13 protein-coding genes and 1 rRNA gene are annotated in these 17953 nt (G+C 56.6%); all 14 read right to left on the reverse strand.

Annotation, left to right across the window (positions count from 1 at the left end; translation table 11 throughout):
- The 14 genes from ACZ47H_RS01825 to ACZ47H_RS01890 all read right to left on the reverse strand — a co-directional run bounded on the left by ACZ47H_RS01825 (position 1) and on the right by ACZ47H_RS01890 (position 17639).
- Positions 1-897, reverse strand: a complete 897-nt coding sequence (locus ACZ47H_RS01825) for an ABC transporter permease (RefSeq protein WP_464933515.1) — start codon at positions 895-897, stop codon at positions 1-3.
- Positions 897-1910: an ABC transporter permease gene (locus ACZ47H_RS01830; protein ID WP_464933516.1), complete on the reverse strand. Its 1014-nt coding sequence runs from the start codon at positions 1908-1910 to the stop codon at positions 897-899. Before ACZ47H_RS01830 ends, ACZ47H_RS01825 begins: the two co-directional genes overlap by 1 nt.
- Positions 1894-3393 carry an ABC transporter ATP-binding protein gene (locus ACZ47H_RS01835; protein WP_464933517.1) on the reverse strand — a complete coding sequence of 500 codons (1500 nt, stop codon included), beginning with the start codon at positions 3391-3393 and terminating at the stop codon, positions 1894-1896. Before ACZ47H_RS01835 ends, ACZ47H_RS01830 begins: the two co-directional genes overlap by 17 nt.
- 66 nt (positions 3394-3459) lie before the next feature.
- Positions 3460-4632: a BMP family lipoprotein gene (locus ACZ47H_RS01840; protein WP_464933916.1), complete on the reverse strand. Its 1173-nt coding sequence runs from the start codon at positions 4630-4632 to the stop codon at positions 3460-3462.
- Between the two features lie 219 nt (positions 4633-4851).
- Positions 4852-5577, reverse strand: coding sequence for a HesA/MoeB/ThiF family protein (locus ACZ47H_RS01845; protein ID WP_464933518.1), 726 nt, complete (start codon positions 5575-5577; stop codon positions 4852-4854).
- Entirely contained in the window at positions 5574-7022 is a 1449-nt protein-coding gene (gene cysS / locus ACZ47H_RS01850) for a cysteine--tRNA ligase (RefSeq protein ID WP_464933519.1), read from the reverse strand. The genes ACZ47H_RS01845 and cysS overlap by 4 nt, the downstream gene beginning before the upstream one ends.
- A gap of 85 nt (positions 7023-7107) precedes the next feature.
- Positions 7108-9336: a TRAP transporter permease gene (locus tag ACZ47H_RS01855; RefSeq protein ID WP_464933520.1), complete on the reverse strand. Its 2229-nt coding sequence runs from the start codon at positions 9334-9336 to the stop codon at positions 7108-7110.
- Positions 9337-9417: 81 nt separating this feature from the next.
- The gene (locus tag ACZ47H_RS01860) at positions 9418-9897 is read right to left on the reverse strand and encodes a DUF1850 domain-containing protein (protein ID WP_464933521.1); all 480 of its coding nucleotides are present in this window, start codon (positions 9895-9897) and stop codon (positions 9418-9420) included.
- Between the two features lie 20 nt (positions 9898-9917).
- Positions 9918-10979, reverse strand: a complete 1062-nt coding sequence (locus ACZ47H_RS01865) for a TAXI family TRAP transporter solute-binding subunit (RefSeq protein WP_464933522.1) — start codon at positions 10977-10979, stop codon at positions 9918-9920.
- 138 nt (positions 10980-11117) lie between these two features.
- Positions 11118-12068: an aldo/keto reductase gene (locus tag ACZ47H_RS01870; RefSeq protein ID WP_464933917.1), complete on the reverse strand. Its 951-nt coding sequence runs from the start codon at positions 12066-12068 to the stop codon at positions 11118-11120.
- Between the two features lie 68 nt (positions 12069-12136).
- Positions 12137-13108 carry a M20/M25/M40 family metallo-hydrolase gene (locus ACZ47H_RS01875; RefSeq protein WP_464933918.1) on the reverse strand — a complete coding sequence of 324 codons (972 nt, stop codon included), beginning with the start codon at positions 13106-13108 and terminating at the stop codon, positions 12137-12139.
- A complete protein-coding gene (locus tag ACZ47H_RS01880) occupies positions 13008-13454 on the reverse strand; it encodes a M20/M25/M40 family metallo-hydrolase (protein WP_464933523.1) in 447 nt (148 codons plus the stop codon). Before ACZ47H_RS01880 ends, ACZ47H_RS01875 begins: the two co-directional genes overlap by 101 nt.
- A 110-nt stretch (positions 13455-13564) precedes the next feature.
- Positions 13565-14194, reverse strand: coding sequence for a MarC family protein (locus ACZ47H_RS01885; protein ID WP_464933524.1), 630 nt, complete (start codon positions 14192-14194; stop codon positions 13565-13567).
- A gap of 356 nt (positions 14195-14550) precedes the next feature.
- A 23S ribosomal RNA gene (locus ACZ47H_RS01890) occupies positions 14551-17639 on the reverse strand.
- Positions 17640-17953: the final 314 nt, after the last annotated feature.

Here is a 17953-nt window from a genome sequence, read left to right on the forward strand (position 1 = left end):
CTACTCTTTGATATAGGGTCTGCCAAGGGCTCTAGGCGCTACGGCTTTCCTGGCTGTAATCGTTATCGCCGCCAGTGTTACGAGGTATGGTATAGTGTTTATCAGGTATGCTGCCGCGGTAGTGTTGCTCGTTATTGTATAGTACCGTGCAAGGGCATCGCTGTATCCGAATATGAAGGCTCCTAGGAGGGCGTAGAGGGGGTTCCAGCCGCTGAAGGCTACGTCTGCGAGCGCTATGAAGCCCTTCCCCGCACTCATCAGTTTCACGAAGCTCCCAATATAGTCGACGCTAAGGTAGGCTCCAGCTACTCCAGCAAGCATCCCCCCGACTATTGCGGCCGCCATCCTTATACGGTAGACGTTGATCCCGAGCGCCTCCGCGCTTCTTGGATCGTCTCCGACAGCCCTGATCCTTAGGCCGAGCCTAGTCTTATCCAGGATATACCATGCCAGGACTCCTACTATTATTGCCAGGAAGAACGCTATACTCACCCTCTCCCCCATCACGATGATCCCGGGCGGTCTCACTCCTATCGGGGGGCTTTGCCCATAGTTGCCCCAAGCGGCCCTTGTTAGTACCGCTGTTAAGCCGGCTGCAGCCATATTCAAGCCGACACCCGCTATTATCTGGTCTCCTTTGAGGTGAACGCTTATGATTCCGTGTAGGAGGCCTAGTATGAGGCCTGCTAGTAGGCCTGCAGCGTATCCTAGCAATACGCTGTGGGTTGATATGGTGGCGTAGGCTCCCAGCCATGCGGATATGAGTAGTATACCCTCTAATCCTATATTAACTACGCCGGCCCTCTCGGCTATGACCTCTCCCACCGCGGTGAGTGCTATTGGAGTCATAGCCGAGAAGCTTATGATCATCGTTATTAGGGCGTCGTGGACGAGCATCACTTCCACCCCTTCATGTACCTGTAGATTATCCTGAACGCTTCAGGCGCGGCGAGGGCGATCACTATGATTCCTATAGCTAGGTCTGCTCCCTCTTTGGGCACATTATAGAGTGGCTCCACTAGCTGGCTGCCTGCTAGGAGGGTGGAGAATATGAAGCTTGCCGCCAATATGCCTAGGGGGTCGTTTCGGCCCATAAGGGCTACCCCTATACCGTTGAATCCGTAATTCCTTACCGTGCCGCCTAGGACGTCTATGCTGTAAGAGTAGCCGAGCACGTGTATAGCTCCTGCTAGACCGGCTAGGAGTCCAGCTATCACCATTGATATGAGCCTGTAGAATCTCGTGTTTACACCCCTCTCTCTGCTAGCCTCCTCGTTGGCGCCTGAGAATCTTAGGAGGAGGCCCTGCCTGGTCATCCTGACATATATGAAGAGTGCTATCATCACGGCGGCTGATACTATGATTGTTGACGGGATCCCCCTTATTGTTGGGAGCCTCGCTGACACCGGTACTTGTAGAGTCCTCTGGGGAGTCGTGGGGTCTACCAGGTATACTATGACCGTGTAGAGGAGTACCCAGTATAGGATCCAGTTCAGCATTATGGTGCTGAGGACCTCGTTTACCCCCAGGTATACCCTTAACCCCCCGGCAAGGAGGGATACCGATATACCAGCTCCGATTCCTGCTAGGAGGGATAGCGGGAGGCTCCCGGTCTCAAGCGCTGTCCAGAGGGCTACAAGTGCTCCGGCGTAAAGGCTTCCCTCGGCCCCGATATTGAATAGGCCCGCGTATAATGGGATGCTGAAGGCTGCCGCAGTTAATGCGAGGACGGCAGTATACTCTGCAACCATGTCTGGGAGCGTTGCCCATGATGTTAGGAGGGCCTCGAGCATCCCGGTGACGGGGGCTTTGAAGTAAACTGCCACAGCTACTACAGCTACCAGTCCTATCGCGAAGGCGGCTGCTACTAGGAGCGCCTCGTAAGCGATTCTCTTAGCTAGCTCCCCCACTACCTCCACCCCCCATTAGCACTCCTATCCTCTCCGGGGATGCCTCCTCTCTTGAGAGCATACCCGCTATCCTCCCCCGATATAGGACGATTATCCTGTCGCTGACATCTAGTATCTCGTCCAGGTCGCTGCTGACTAGGAGGACCCCGGCGCCCTTCAAGGCGTGCTCGACTAGGAGCCTCCTCACATAGCTGGTTGTCGCAATGTCCAGGCCCCTCGTAGGGTTCACTGCTATTATTGCCTTGGGCCTTAGGCTCAGCTGGCTCCCCACAAGCAGTTTTTGCTGGTTGCCCCCGCTTAAAGTGGATATCTGGGCCCATGGCGAGCGGGCTACGACATTGTATCGCTTCCTGATCTCCTCGTAGAGTGATAGTATTCTCCCCGGCGTTAGTAGGCTGGGGCCCTTGTGGGCGTATACTAGGAATGCTAGGTTCTCAGCTATGCTCATCCATGGGACTAGAGCCCTCGTTCTATCTCCGGGGATGTATGCGCCTCCCCGGATTAGGAAGTCGCGGGGTCCCCTCACCTGTTCCCCTAGGAGGAGGACCTCCCCCTCTAACGGCTTCAAGAGGCCTAGGATAGAGGCTACTAGCTCGTCCTGCCCGTTCCCTTCAACGCCTGCTACCCCCAGAATCTCACCCTCGTATAGAGCGAGGCTTTCAATGTCGAGGCTGATCCTCCCTCTCACCCTTAGGTTTCTCACCTCTATGACTGGCCGTCCCCTTCTGGCCGGGGGTTTCGGCTTAGGCTCTGGGAGCTGGCCTACCATGAGCCTTGCTAGTTCTTCTAGGCTCGCCTCTCTAGCTGGTATTCCCTCTCCTACTACACGCCCCTTCCTCAGCACTGTCACTGTGTCTGCTATGGCTTTGACTTCGGGTAGCCTGTGCGTTATGTAGATTACTGAAAGGCCCCTCTCCTTCATGTTCCGTATCGCGTTGAAGAGGCCCTCCACCTCTAAGGGGGTTAGATTTGTTGTCGGCTCGTCCAGTATGAGGATCCTGCCTCCGGCTGCAATGCTCCTTATTATCTCGGCTCTTTGGAGTACTCCTATCGGCGCATCCTCTACTTGGAGATCATATGGGATATTGAATCCTGTTATCTCCTCGGCCGTCTTAAGCCTCTTCTCCCTCTCCCCTCTGGGGACCCCCGCGTTGTCCATGTATAGCTCTATGTTCTCCCTTATGGTTAGGGTTGGCACCATTCTAGGATGCTGGTAGATCATGGCTATACCGCTTCTAATAGCGTCTAGGGGGGTGTTGAAGCGGACCTGCCTCCCCTCTAGTAGGATCCTTCCTCGAGTGGGCTTTATCTCGCCGTAGAGTATCCTCATGAGAGTCGTCTTACCAGCCCCGTTCTCTCCAAGGAGGGCGTGGACCTCTCCCTTGTAGACGCGGAGCGTTACCCCGTCCAGTGCCTTCACTCCATCCGGGTATACTTTAACAATGTCCTCCAGGCTCACTACAGGGAGTGCTTCCTTACCCAACACTACCCTCCAATTATCAACGGTGGACTGGTGTAGATAAGAAAATAATTGGGATGGGAGTAAGCGCTAGCCGCTGGTCTCCAGCGCCGCCTGCAGGTTGCCCTTCTCCAGCTGGTTTATTATCTCCTCGTACTGGTCGTGGCTTGTTGGAGTGACGAATTTCACTTCCCCGTTCTTGATCGCCTCTTCAAGCTGGTGTTCGAGGTCCCAGGCGGTTTGACTGATGTACTTCTGCCTCTGCTCCTCGACTATCTTGACTACCTGCTCTGGGGTCATGTCCTTGGGCAGCTTGCCCTGGTCGGCCGCTATCTTTGCGAAGTACTCGATTATATTATCATCGCTGATTCCTAGCGCCCCCTCCTTCAAGCCTAGGCTGTGTATTCCTCCCTGGAAGTTCCCGTCTACAACGCTCTTTATGGCATCGTATACTGCGACGTCAACCCTCTTGAGGCCGCTGAGTATTATGTGCTCTGGATCATACCATTCCTGGCTTGCGTCCTCGCCTATTGCTAGGGCTAGTATACCCTGCTGGTTCGCCTCCCTTACGGCATCGAACATGCCTATGTGGGTGAGGCCTGCGAGGCCGTATAGGACCCTACAGCCCTGGCTTATCATCTGCTGGGCGGTCTGCTTTCCAAGCGCAGGGTTCTGGAAGTCGCCCGTGTAGATGAACTTGAGCGTTATGTTGCTGTTTGTGTGCTGATTGTAGTATTGTATCCCGTAGAGGTATCCTATGTGGAAGCGCCATAGTGGTGGTATATCCATTCCAGCAACTGCTCCGGCGCAGTTCGATCCAATATTCTTGGCCATGTCGGCTGCTAGGACCCCTACCAGGCTCGCCACCTCCTGCTCCCTGAACACGTAGGCTGCGAGATTGGGTATCGGGTTCTCCGGCGCAGCGTCGATAATAGCGTATTTCTGGTCGGGGAACTGTGGGGCGACTTTAACCATCGGGTCTAGCCAGAGGAAGCCTATCCCAATGATCAAGTCGTACTGCTTAGACTGGCTGACGCTCTTTAACAGGCTCTCCATAGCGTCTACGCTTGCAGGGGTCTGATAGTCTACTTCTACGCCTAGCTCATCCATAGCCTTCTCCGCGCCCAGCACCGCCATATCGTTGAAGCTCAAGTCTCCCTTCCCGCCTACGTCAAAGAGGACCAGAACCTTGATCTTGGCCGAGCTTGTACTTGTTGCTCCGGTAGTGCCCTGGCTAGTCGCTCCTCCGCCGCCTCCCCTCATGAGGAGGGCTCCTGCACCGGCCAGGATTATTACCACTATAATGATTATTGCTATTGCTTTTGAGGAGACTCCTCGCCTGTTCATGGAGAGGACTTCACCTCCGGGTTAAAGCCTATCCCTTCCTGCTCATTTAAAACATTGATTATCACATTAGAGAATATGTTCTAGTATTGCCTTGAGGAGTAATTAACCCTGCCCAGTAGACTAGGATCTGGTAGGCTATGCCCGGGTGCACTTACAGGCGTTCGGGTCTATATTGATCTTGTCGATCCCGGGCCTCCTCCCATCTACTAGGATTAGGGTCCCTTCATCCCTGTAGTCTCCTACCAGGTAGCGTATTGCTATGAGGGCTTGTAGGCTAGCTACTATGCCTACGCTGGCCCCTAGGACGGGTATCTTCCTCTTAACATTGAGGTTGGATGGGGCTATGCATTCCAGGCACGCTGTCCTGCCGGGCACGGATAGGTATACTTGACCGTAGTATCCCTCGACTGCGGCGTGGAGGAGGGGTATACCGGTCCTCCGCGAGTACCTGTCCAGCACTAGCCTGGTCTTCCAGTTGTCGAGGCAGTCTAGTATTAGGTCGGCTGAGGGTATGAGCTCGCCTATGTTGTCATCGCTTATCCTAGCTTGCCTCCACTCTACTCTTATGCATGGGTTTAGGCTCTTCAGCCTCCTCGCCGCCAGTGGGGCTTTGGGGAGGCCTATGCTGGCCGCATCGTAGAGTAGTTGCCTGTTGAGATTGTTCTCTTCCACTGTGTTTGCGTTTATAATTATTAGTTCTCCGATCCCGGCCGCTGCTAGGTACTGGCTTGTTATGCTACCGAGGCCTCCTAGGCCTACTATGGCTACTGTTGCCTTTGAGAGCTTTTCCTGGCCCTCCTCCCCGATTAGGGGTATTTGCCTGTCGTAGCGAGGGTCCCTTGCCGGCGGGGGGCAGTTCATCTGTTCCACCTCCACGTTGTCTTGTCCTTCTGGTCTAGGAGCTGTATTCCCAGCTCTGCCAGCCTAGCCCTGATCGTGTCTGCGAGGTCGTACATCTTCCTTTTCCTAAGCTCCCCCCTCACCTCTACTACCAGGTCTATTATGCCTCCTAGTAGGTCTTCCTCCGGCCTAGCAGCCTCCTCGGGGGCTAGTATATCGTCTAGCACCGCGTAGACCTTGTTCATCTGGATTAGGGCTTGGTAGGCCTTGTAGAGGAGAGCCCTGCTCTCAGAGTGCTCGATTTCCCTATAGTATAGGTTGGTTAGCTCCCATGCCTGCCTTAATGCTCCCGCCAAGTTGAAGTCGCTGCTCATCTCCCTATGCCATTCGAGGATGATCGAGTCAATCTCCCGTATCACTTCTAGGTCCTTGCCCTGAATGTAGTGTATGGGCTCGTCCTCCGCCAGCCTCTTCTGGAGCTTGAACGCTGCATCCCTTAGCCTGGAGAGGAGCCTCCTTGCCTGGTTGAGGCTCTGCTCGCTGTACTCTAGCTGGGTCCTGTAGTGGCCGCTTAGGAGCCATAGCCTAAGTGTCCCTGCACCCCATTCCCTAAGGGCGTCCCTGAGGGCTATGATGTTGCCTAGGCTCTTGCTCATCTTCTCCCCCTCGATTGTTAGGTAGCCTGTGTGCAGCCAGTACTTGACCCAGGGGCTCGTGCCTAGGTATGCCTCCGATTGGGCTCTCTCGTTCTCATGGTGGGGGAATATGAGGTCCATCCCGCCGCCGTGTATGTCTAGCCTTCCCCCAGCATACTTGATGCTCATTACACTGCATTCTATGTGCCAGCCCGGCCTACCCTTGCCCCAGGGGCTCTCCCAGTATGGTTCTCCAGGTTTGGCGGCCTTCCATAATGCGAAGTCGTAGGGGTTCTTCTTCTCCCGTGCGTATTCTTCCTCCTGTGTCCATGACTCCTTGTTCTTCCTCCCGCTGAGCTCCCCGTAGCCGGGGTACTTGTCGACGTCGAAGTATACGCTGCCGCTTGGGGCTACGTAGGCGTATCCTTTCTCTATGAGTTTTTCGGTGAACTCTACGATCTCCTTTATGTGGTCTGTGACTCTTGGGTGGACGTCGATCCTTATACGGAGCTGTTTGAGAGCTTCCAGGTAGTCTCTGGTATACGTGTAGGCGATCTCTCTCCAGGATTTACCGGTCTCCCTGCTCTTGTTGATTATCTTGTCATCTATGTCTGTTATGTTTTGTATGTGGTAGACGTCGTAGCCGCGGAGCTGGAGATACCTCTTGATCCCATCGAATGCCACGAAGGACCTAGCATGGCCTATGTGGGTGTAGTCGTAGGGTGTTGGCCCGCAGACGTACATTTTGACTAGTGGCGGGTTGAATGGCTCGAACTCTTCGATCCTCCGCCCAAGCGTATTTCTAACCCTTATAGCTGTTGGTCTAGCCACTACTACCCCCTCATAACTTGAAGCGGCTGTCGTTTAAAACCCGGGTGAAACAGTGTAATATTTGTAGGCTGGTACTTAGCGAGTCCTACTGTGTAGACTCAGATCTCTGCATCCTCCTATTGTAGATGTAGGTAGCTATCACCAGTGCATAAGCTGTTGCAACGAGGTATGGGTTGCCTGTCACGGCTAGTATTCCTATTATGGATAGTATGATTCTCCATGCCTTACTCTTTATGTGGCCTCCGAAGTAGCCCGCGAAGCCTGCGCTCGCCGTTACTACGACTGCTGTTATGGTTACAATGCTCCAGGCGAAGTCTCCTAGAGTCATGTATCCCTCGAGAACCGGTATGACTAGCATTGCAGGGTTGACGGCGAATACGAATGGGAGCACGTACTTTGTGAAGCCGAACCTGGTTGCGTTGACCGCTGTCTTCCAGAAGTCTGCTCTTGCTACTGTCGCGCCGGCGAATGCTGCGAGCGCTACTGGTGGGGTTAGGTCTGCTAGTATGCCGTAGTAGAATACGAACATGTGCGCTCCCAGGACTGCAGCCTTCACTGGGAGGCCCAGCATTGTTGTCGCAGCCTTTACTATGGCTGCGGCTCCTAGGAGGCTTGTTATGACGTAGTTGGCTGTTGTGGGGACCCCCATTCCCACTAGTATGCTTAGCAGGCCTATGAGTATGAGGAGGATGTATATGTTGTTGTGGGCGATGTTTACTAGGGTCTCTCCGAGCCTCGTGCTTAGACCGGTGAGGGTTAGGCTCCCCTGCACTATACCCGCGAGGGCGGCGGCCATGAAGACTGGTACGCTGTTCCTCACCGCCTGCTCTATACTGTCTATTATCACTTGTCCGAAGCCCCTGTAGTTCTTGGTGAATATGAAGAGCATTGATAGGATTAGGAAGAACATGCCCGTAAAGTATACGGCTGCCCTCAGGTTCATTCCCGCCATCCAAGCTATTAGGCCGATGATGATCAGGGCGATCGTGTAGGATATCTTGAAGGAGAGTTTGCCCTCCATTGCCCAGGCTGCTGAGAGGAGTGCTAGGCTGAGGCTCGCTACTACGCTGTGCTGGGGCGGAAGCCTGAGTACGAGGAGCAGGGTTATGAGTATGACTGGGCTGAGGAGGTAGATCTTGCCCATGAGGGCCTTAACGTTGGGGAGTTCTTCCTTGGAGAGTCCTCGTAGGCCGAGCCTCTTCGCCTCAAGGTCTACGAAGTAGTACAGGCTTAGGAAGTATATGGTTGCGGGGATGAATGCCGCTATCACTATGTCTCCGTAGGGGCGGCCGATGTAGCTGGCCATTATGAATGCTGCGGCCCCCATTATCGGGGGCATTATCTGACCGCCAGTACTGGCGCTTGCCTCCACTGCTCCGGCTACTTCCGGTGGGAAGCCGCTCCTCTTCATGAGGGGTATTGTGAAGGTGCCTGTTGTAAACACGTTTGCCACGCTACTCCCGGAGAGCATGCCCATGAAGCCGCTCGAGACTATTGCAACCTTCGCTGGGCCTCCAGGCCTGTTTCCGAAGAGGCCGAGCATGAGGGTGGTTATGTATTCTCCTATCCCTATCCGTTCGAGGAATGTCCCGAAGAATAGGAATGCGAACACGTAGGCTGCCATTACCTGGAATGGTATGTTGAAGAGACCGTAGCTGGAGTAGTACATGTCCTTAGCCCACTTGAGGCCTATACTGTAGCCTGACAGCAGCGTGTTTGCCTTCCAGAAGTAGAGGTAGTATCCTAGGAAGAATGCTACTACTCCTGCGAGCCAGGGTCCCACGGCTCTCCGTGTAAGCTCGAATGCTAGCAGGGTCCCTATTATCGCGAATGCTAGAGCTATATTCTCGCTACCCGGTGGGAGCTCTCCCTCGTTGGCTTCAACGTAGGCTCCCAGGTGGGCTTGATAGATGAATGCCGCCAGTGCAATAATGGCTAGTATCCAGTCGTAGAGGGGGACCCTGTCAACGTACTTCTTCTTGTACTCCCTCAGCTCCTCCTCGCTCGCCTTGAGCGGGGGCCTCCTCACCGGGAATATGAGGAAGCCCACGCTAATAATGGAAGCCATCACTAGCCCTAGTACAGACCTGCCCGAGACATGAAGGGTCTCCCTTATCCACGCTGCAGCGTGAGGGAAGCCTATGGCTTCTATGAACTGGGCGAACGTAGTATAGAAGTTCATAACGTAAAGTATTTCTATGAACGCCATGAAGAGGGCAAGGCTGAAAACGAACCATCTCACGACTCCGGTTCTAGCCCTCATCTGGACTACTGAGAACGGGGTCAGCTGTTGCTCCTTTCCAGTGCTAGCCACCGTCTTCCCCTCATGTAATCACATAACTATCTATTGGGTTATACGCGGGGGGTCGGGTTAATATCATATACTTGTAGCAATTCAATTCTTGATAGATATTATTCCATGGATAAATTGTCTGCAAACCGTCGTTGTCCTCCCGTCTTGGCTTACTAGGATTGTTCCATTGAAGCTCGGGTTTCCCAGGATCTCTAGTCTCTCCCCTATATTGTAGTGTATGTCGTAGACCATGTAGTCTTTCGAGAAGTGGAATGTGCCGTTAAACTCTTCAGCCGAGTAGGGGTGTCCTGCTCCGAAGGATTGGGTTACAGCTCTTATTAGTATGAGGCCCTTTGGGGTTACATTGTAAACCTCTATTATGGGGGTCTTCTCTACGCTGTGTATCCACCTGTACGTTAGGGTCGTGTTGGGTTCCAGGGGCAATTCTATAGTCTTATTGTCGCAGGTTATTAATAGTTCTGGGCTGGAGGCGGCGCCGGGCCTATTTTCTAGGAGGTATGCCGATGACAAGATAAAGGCGAGAATAATAATAGTAGAAAAAATTATGTTTTTATATTTCATTTAATCCTTTCCCTCGAGCCTTAACCTGTGGGCTTGAACTCGTCGGGTACGCTGAGGCCCTTCTCCTGATAGTACTTGTAGGCTCCGGGGTGTAGGGGTATGCTGAGGCCCTCTAGTGCGTGGTCGAGGCTTATGTACTGGACGCTCTGCTTCTGCACCTTCTGCTTGAGCTCGTCAGCGTGCTCGAAGAGGATCTTCACCATAGTGTATACTACGTCGTCTGGGACGTCCTTGTGGACTAGTAGCATGCTCATTACAGCGACTGTCTGCACGTCCTCGTTCACACCATTATAGGTGCCTGCTGGTATGGTCTGCTGTATGTAGAATGGATACTTCTCCTTCAATGCCTGGTATACTTCGGTGGGGACTGGTATGATCTTTATGTTGACCTCTGCAGCTAGCTGCTCGACCGCACTGGTAGGTATACCCGCTGTTAGGAATGCAGCGTTTATGTTGCCTAGCTTCAAGTCATCGACGATCTCGGAGAACTTCTTGTACTCGGGTATGATCTTATCCCATACACCGGCGGCCTCGAGTATCTGCCTGGCGTTCCAGTAAGTTCCACTACCCTCTGCTCCGACAGCCACCTTCTTGCCCGCTAGGTCCTGTATAGAGTTGATCCCGCTGTCGGCGAGTGTCACGATCTGTATTGTCTCGGGGTAGAGGACTGCCGCAGCCCTTATACAGTTCTGGGGGTTGTCCTGGAAGTCGGGGATCGTGGTTCCGTGGTAGGCGTAGTAAGATATATCGTTCTGGGCCAGCCCAGCGTTTGCCACGCCGGAGCATATGTCCTTTATGTTAGCAACGCTGGCCCTGCCCTCGGTTGCAGTCGCCTGTATGAGGCCGTTGCTGTACTTGTTTAGGAGCTCTGCATACGCCGTGCCTACCGGGTAATATGTTCCAGCCGTGCTGCCAGTCAAAATCGTGACCTTGTAGGCTTCACCTGTCTGGGTAGTGCCTCCACCCGTGGCGGACTCGCCGCTCTTAGTCATATAGTATGCGGCTCCTATTATTATGAGAATTATTATAATGACAACCGCAGCTATTGTGGCTGTGGATGCGCCTCTCCTATGCTTATGCACTCTCCATTCACCCTCAAACAACAGTTTAACTAGTTATCATATGTAACCATCTATAGGGTTATATATTGATATGGCCTGATTTCTGGGTGAATCTGGTTTATAGGAATGAAAAATATCTATATAAAATTAATAGAACTGCTAGAATGTAACCCTGCTTATCCTAATGCTTCTAGCAGCCTCGTAAATCCGGAGCCAGTCCTCTCTTGAGAGCCTCCATCCCATAGCTCCAGCGTTGTCCTCTACCTGCTGGGGGGACTTAGCGCCAGGTATTGGTATTATCACGTCGCTGTACATTATGAGCCAGTTTAGGACTACTTGCGCTGGTGTCTTCCCGTGCTTCGCTGCTACCTCCTTTATAACATCGGCTACCTGGAGGATTTGCTTGTAGTTTTCTGGGTGGAATACTGGGTCTCCCGCCCTCACGTCCTCCAGCTTCCTCACATCTTCCAGGGTGTACTTGCCTAGTACTGCTCCCTTGGCTAGAGGGCTCCATGCTAGGAAGCTCATATCGTTCTCTTCAGCGTAGGGTATGAGCTCCTTCTCCGCATCCAGCTCTACGGGGTTGAATCTTGCCTGAATGACTTCCACGTCAGCCCTTGCTAGGCATGTCCTGGCAGACTCTACTAGCTCGACTGGGTGGTCGCTTAAGCCTATCGCGTTGATTAGGCCCTGGTTGAGGAGTCTTTCGAGAGCCTTCATGTACTCGCATGTCGGTATATTGTGCCAGCATGGCGGCCAGTGGACTTGCATGAGGTCTATGTAGCTTGTTTGGAGCCTCTCCAGGCTCCTCCTTGTAGCCTTGAATACGTCGTCGTATGAGAGCATCTCTCCGGGTATCTTGGTGGCTATTACCACCTCGTCCCTCTTTACTCCGAGATCCTTGAGGGCTCTTCCAATGAACTCCTCGCTCATCCCGCGCCCGTAGACTATTGCAGTGTCTATCAGGTTGATTCCGAGCTCTAATGCCTTGGATATGATCGCCTTTGCCTTCTCATAGTCTGTTACGCCCCAGGACTGGCTGAACTGCCAGGCTCCGAGGCCTATCCTTGAAACCTTTATCCCGGTCGAGCCGAGCTCCGTATATTCCACGTTAGCCATACGTGTCCACCTGTAACCTGTTGGTTATGGTGGGGGAGGTGGATAATATGTGGGCGTAATTACCCGTGGATCTCCCTTGCTATCCTCCGGTAGAATTCAACGCTTTTAGCTAGATCCTCTAGTACAACGTTCTCGTTGGGGCCGTGTATATTGTAGCCCCGCGGCCCATAGTCTATAGCTTGAGAGCCGCGTGGACTGTAGTAGCGGGAGTCGCTCGCCCCTCCAGCCTCTATGGGCTCCGGGTCCAGGCCTAGCGCCGCGTTGATCCCTGTGGCTAGTCTTACCAGGTAGGCGTCTCTGGGAGTGTAGAGGTATCCCACTCCACCCTTTACCTCGAGGGTCCCTCCCCCTAGGGCTTCTGAGACTACTGGCTCCAGGGGTCTCCTAACATTCTCCGCCCCCGTGAGCATTGCCCGTATATCGAATACTACCGCGTGCCACCCGCCACTGTACTCGTAGACGTTGGGGTTCACAGTCACTCCGTAGTCGCTGTACTTCTCCGTTGGTATCGGGGCCCTGGATATTGGTAGTAGTGCCTTCACCAGCCTAGTCAATGCCTCATCCACATCGAGGCTGCCGGCGCCATCTCCACGCATGTAGTTGAGGGTCACCTTCCGGGGGAGGACGTTGTTCTTAACCCACTCCCCCTCTAGGCTTATGACTTCGGCCCTGTTGTCCCTGGCCCATAGGCTGGCCTCGAGGAGGGCGTGTGTGTCTACTCCGGGGGTGAAGTAGGCGGAGTGCATTGTCTCCCTCTCCCTTATGACTGTTTCGAATACTCTGCTGGCGGGGGTCCCTCTTGCTGGCTTCTTCTCCTCCCTCACCTCTACCCTGGCTTTGAATGCGCTCCTCCTCCTAATGATGACCTTGGAGAGGCTCCCGTCCCCGTTGACGAGGTGGTCTGGGAATAATCCCTCCCTCTCCAACCGTTTAGCCAGCATTCCGGCTCCGTCTGCTCCACCTATCTCCTCGTCCCCGGTGAAAGCTATGATGACCGTGCCCTTGCTGGGCTTGTAGCCTGCTAGTGCCACTGTTATCGCCGCTACGTTGGACTTGTCGTCTCGCTGCACCCCTGCCGTAGAGCCTCCCATTCCTTATGATTGGCTTGAATGGTTCTGTAACGGTCCATCCGGGCCCCGGGGGGACTACGTCGAAGTGTGCTAGGAAGAGTGTGACGGGTCTGCCCTCTCCTGCTACGTGGAGGAGTGTTGGGACTCCATTGTTGAGTATGAGGTCGGTTTCGAGCCCGTACTCTGCGAGTATCCTCCTTACCTGCAGCGCCTCCTCGCTGCCCACCCTGATTCCACGGGCTGGATCGTTCACTGTGGGTATTGATACGAGCCTCGATAACAAGTCGACTACGGGGTTAGCCGGCAAGCTTGACTGCACCGTGAATGCCGTGGTGGATGGGGTGGAGTATTATATCCACCCTCATTGATAGCTCTATAATTTTGGGCTGTGAGGAGGGCCTAGTAAGCGGAGGCCTCTCAGGGCGGGCCGGTGATGTAGGTTAGGGGACTACCCTCCGAGCTCACCATAGATAGTATTCCCTCCCTCACAAGTGAGACCGCGAATCCTGCGAGTATCAGGCTCATGAACTTGTCTATGAAGAGCGCTCCATGCCTCCCTATCAGCCTAAGGATGAGGCCTGACGATGCTAGGATAGGGTATGCTACGAGTATGTTCACTGTGGTGGCTGCGAGGGCTGTTGGGAGGCCGTAGACGTACTTTATGTAGATCACTGTAGATATAGAGCCTGGACCCGCAAGCAGCGGCGTTGCTATGGGGAACAGTGCAACCTTCTCCGGCTCCCCCTCACTAGCCCCTATATGGATCTCGAATATCGCGGCGACAGCGTAGATGGCTAGTATTATCCCCGCGGCGATCTTGAAGTCTGCTATCGTCACATGTAGCAGCTTGAAGAGTGCGTCTCCTAGGAGGGCGAAGGCGAGGAGCATGAGGTAGGCGAAAACCACCGCCCTCTTAAGCACATACCCCCTATGCTCCACAGGCACCCGCTGCACAACAGCCTGGATGTAGGGTAGTATCCCGAATGGATCCAGTACTACGAAGAGCATCAGGTACGGCGTTGCATCGGTTGACGGCGCCAGGTTCAACTCAGATCCACCGAGAGGGACTAGTGGTTCCCGAACGTGTCTAAATAAGGGGGAGGTTAACCCGCTGGAGGCCAAGCATATAAAGTGATATAATATAAAATATTATTCAAGTCTTTACAAATAATACTATACAAAACCTGCCTAAATCACGAATAATGAGCTACGTTAGATGAGAAGGGAGACCAGGATTAGTGGGAAGCGCCGCTTCAAGGAACGACCCCTACTCCCAGAGCCCGCCCGGACGGTTGCGTCCAGCCGCCCGCGGGCAGGCCCCACCCTTGGGGCTCTGGGCCCTTCTAGGGCCCCGCTTTCGGGCTACAACCGTTATACGTTGTGCAGCCCGCCCCAGGGTGAGTACCCCTGCGGCCTCGGGCGATTGGGAGCGGCGGGCTGAACCTCTCGGGGGCCAGTGCCCCCTCGAGGCTTACACCCCCGCCCCATCAACCCCGTCTTCTACGGGAGCCCTCGCCGCCCCATATGGGGCGGATGGCCGCCTCTTTTCGGGGAGGGGTTCCCGCTTAGATGCTTTCAGCGGTTACCCCACTGCGGCGTGGCTGCCCGGCGCTGCCCTGCCGGACAACCGGTACACTAGAGGCCGCGGCGCCCCGTTCCTCTCGTACTAGGGGCACCTTCCCCTCAGGCGGCCGACACCCCCCGCGGGTAGAGACCGACCTGTCTCACGACGGTCTGAACCCAGCTCACGTTCCCCTTTAATGGGCGAGCAGCCCCACCCTTGGAGGCTGCTGCACCTCCAGGATGGGAAGAGCCGACATCGAGGTAGCAAACCGCGGGGTCGATGGGGGCTCTCGCCCGCGACGACTCTGTTATCCCCGGGGTAACTTTTCTGTCGTGCCCGGCCCCCACCGAGGGGGACACGAGCGTGCGCTAGGCCCCGGTTTCCCGACTGGACCCCTTGCCTTCAGGGGTCCAGTAAGGCCGGCTTTTGCCCTTGCACTCTACGGCGGGGTTCTGACCCGCCTGAGCCGACCTTTGGGCGCCCGTGTTACCCTTTCGCGGGCATGCCGCCCCAGCCAAACCGCCCACCCGACGCTGTCCCCCGCCCGCCCGGGGCGGGGTAAGGTCGACGGGCGGAGGAGGGTGGTGTTTCATGGACGCCTCCCCGTCCCCCGGAGAGGACGGCTCATCGGCTCCCACCTACGCTACGCACCCCCGCCCGTCGACCAACGCCGGGCTGCGGTAAAGCTCCACGGGGTCTTCTCTCCCTGCGGGGGGATGTGGGACTGTGCACCCACTCAGGGGGTTCACGGGGCCACGGGCCAGGACAGTGGGGACCTCGTTAACCCGTTCATGCGCGCCGGAACTTACCCGGCAAGGCATTTGGCTACCTTAAGAGAGTCAGGGTTACTCCCGGCCTTCAGCGGCGCTTCGCCGGGTTGAACCCCGGTTTCACGGACCGCCAGTGGCCAGGGCTCACCCCCCGTACACACCCTTTCGGGCTAGCGGGGAGCTATGTTTTTGTTAAACAGTCAGGCCCCCCTAGGCACTGCGACCTGCGGCCCCAGGGGTGTACCCCAGGGTCGCAGGCACCCCTTATCCCGAAGTTACGGGGCCAATTTGCCGAGTTCCCTGGCCCGCGTTAGCCCCCAGACGCCTTGGGCTACTCACCCAGGGGCACCTGTGTCGGTTCTCGGTACGGGCGTGGGGGATCCTTCCCGGTCCCCTTTTCAAGGGCCCCAGGGGTCGGCGGAACCCGCCATAGGCGGGCCATTCCCCCCTTCAGCCGGTTCTCGCCATGACGGCACTCCCCGGCCTTCGGGCAGTTAGCCAGGTCGCCCCCGTTACGGGGGCCCCTGGTCCGCCTACCCCGAGGCGTCGGAGACCGGGCCTTGCGTTGCCGCGAAGCGTACCCCCACGGCACGGGAATGTTAACCCGTTTCCCCTTCCCGGGATCCGAGTTACGGTCCCGGTTAGGACCGGCTAACCCCCGGCCGACGACCGTTGCCGGGGAACCCTGGCCCTTTCCGGCGGCGGGGATTCTCACCCCGCTTCGCTGTTACTACCGCCGGGATCCGCACCCGAGGCGGCTCCACCGGACCTCACGGCCCGGCTTCTACGCCACCTCGGCGCCCGCCTACCGCACTCCCCTCCACTGGAGGGGAGGCCCGGGGTCTCGGCGGCCGGCTTAAGCCCCGACCAATCTTCGGGGCCCCCCGCCTCGGCGGGTGAGCTGTTACGCACTCCTTAGAGGATGGCTGCTGTTAGGCCCACCTCCCCGCTGTCTTAGGCGGGGGACGCCCTTTCCCTTGGCACTTAGCCGGCACTTTGGGGCCTTAACCCCGGTCTGGGTTGTTCCCCTCTCGGCCCCCAGGCTTACCCCGGGGAGCCCCACTCCCGCCATCTACGGCGGCCGCAGGTTCGGAGTTTGACTGGGCGCCGGGGGCTACTACGCCCCCTGCACGCCCAATCAGTAACTCTACCCCACGGCCCGTCCTCCGGCGGGGCTGGCCTAAGAGCCACTTCGGCGGGAACCAGCTATCACCGGGCTAGATTGGCCTTTCACCCCTAGACGGGGGTCAGGGGAACGATTTGCACGTCAGAACCCTTGCGGGCCTCCACCGGGGTTTCCCCCGGCTTCGCCCTGCCCCCGCCTAGATCGCCCGGTTTCGGGTCTCACGGCCGTGACTCCGGGCCCTGTTAGGACCCCGCCCCTCGCCCATTAGGGCTGCGGGCCAGTCGGTTTCCCTACGCCTTCGGGGGTGAACCCCTTAGGCTCGCCACGGCCGTGAACTCCCCGGCCCGTGTTTCAAGACGGACGGTGCGACCCTGGTCCGGGCCCCTCGTACTCCCCGGTCGCCCGGGTTTCCTTCGGGGCCATCACCCCTTCTGGGCCGCACCGTTTGTAGCCGTCCGGTTTCAGGCTCTTTTCACTCCCCTACCTGGGGTTCTTTTCAGCTTTCCCTCACGGTACTTAGTTCGCTATCGGTCTCGGGACGTATTTAGCCTTGGAAGTCGGTTCCTCCCAGCTTCCCACGGCAATACCAAGCCGTGGTACTCTGCTCCACGGCGCGGGCCACCACGGTTTCGCCTACGGGGCTGTCACCCTCTACGGCGGGCCATTCCAGGCCACTTCGGCTACCGTGGCTAGGCCCGCTGGGGCTCGAGGCCCCAGCCGTGGAGCCGCAACCCCTCATCCCCCCACGGTCCTCCCGTGGGGGATTGGTTTGGGCTCTCCCCCTTTCGGTCGCCCCTACTCAGGGGATCCCTGTTGGTTTCTTCTCCTCCCCCTACTCAGATGCTTCATTTCGGGGGGTTCCCGCCCCCTGCCGGGGGCGCCACGGGCTCTTCGCCCGTGGCAGGAGGTCCCATTCGGGGATCCCGGGTTCAACGGCTGCCTGCGCCTACCCCGGGCTTATCGCAGCTTGCCACGCCCTTCCTCGGCGCCCGAGCCGAGCCATCCACCGGACGGCGTGGGTGCCGCAGGCCCTGGGGACGGGGCCCTAGCAGGACCCAGAGCCTAAGGGCTCCCACGGGGCCATGCCCAACGGGCGGCTGCTTGACGCCGCCCAGGCGCTGGACTCTGGGCTGCTAGGGCCGTTCCTTGAAGCGGCGCTCACCGGGGCCCCAATACCATCAAGGGGGTGCCAGCATTCAGCGCCCCCTATGGGGGACCCCTAACGCCCTACACCCGCGAGGCTACGCCTCGCGAGTTGCATCTCGGACGCTAATCGTAATCATTGATTGGGGCTTCGAGGCGAGCCCTGCAATGGCCCGGGGGTACCCGAGGCCTGGACCTCTCGC

The organism is Thermodiscus maritimus (assembly GCF_055382595.1).

What these genes read in the sequence shown, in the direction of transcription:
- ACZ47H_RS01825 (WP_464933515.1), bottom strand. Translation starts at nt 897, where the DNA reads ATGCTCGTCCACGACGCCCTAATAACGATGATCATAAGCTTCTCGGCT.
- ACZ47H_RS01840 (WP_464933916.1), bottom strand. Translation starts at nt 4,632, where the DNA reads ATGAGGGGAGGCGGCGGAGGAGCGACTAGCCAGGGCACTACCGGAGCA.
- ACZ47H_RS01845 (WP_464933518.1), bottom strand. Translation starts at nt 5,577, where the DNA reads ATGAACTGCCCCCCGCCGGCAAGGGACCCTCGCTACGACAGGCAAATA.
- ACZ47H_RS01860 (WP_464933521.1), bottom strand. Translation starts at nt 9,897, where the DNA reads ATGAAATATAAAAACATAATTTTTTCTACTATTATTATTCTCGCCTTT.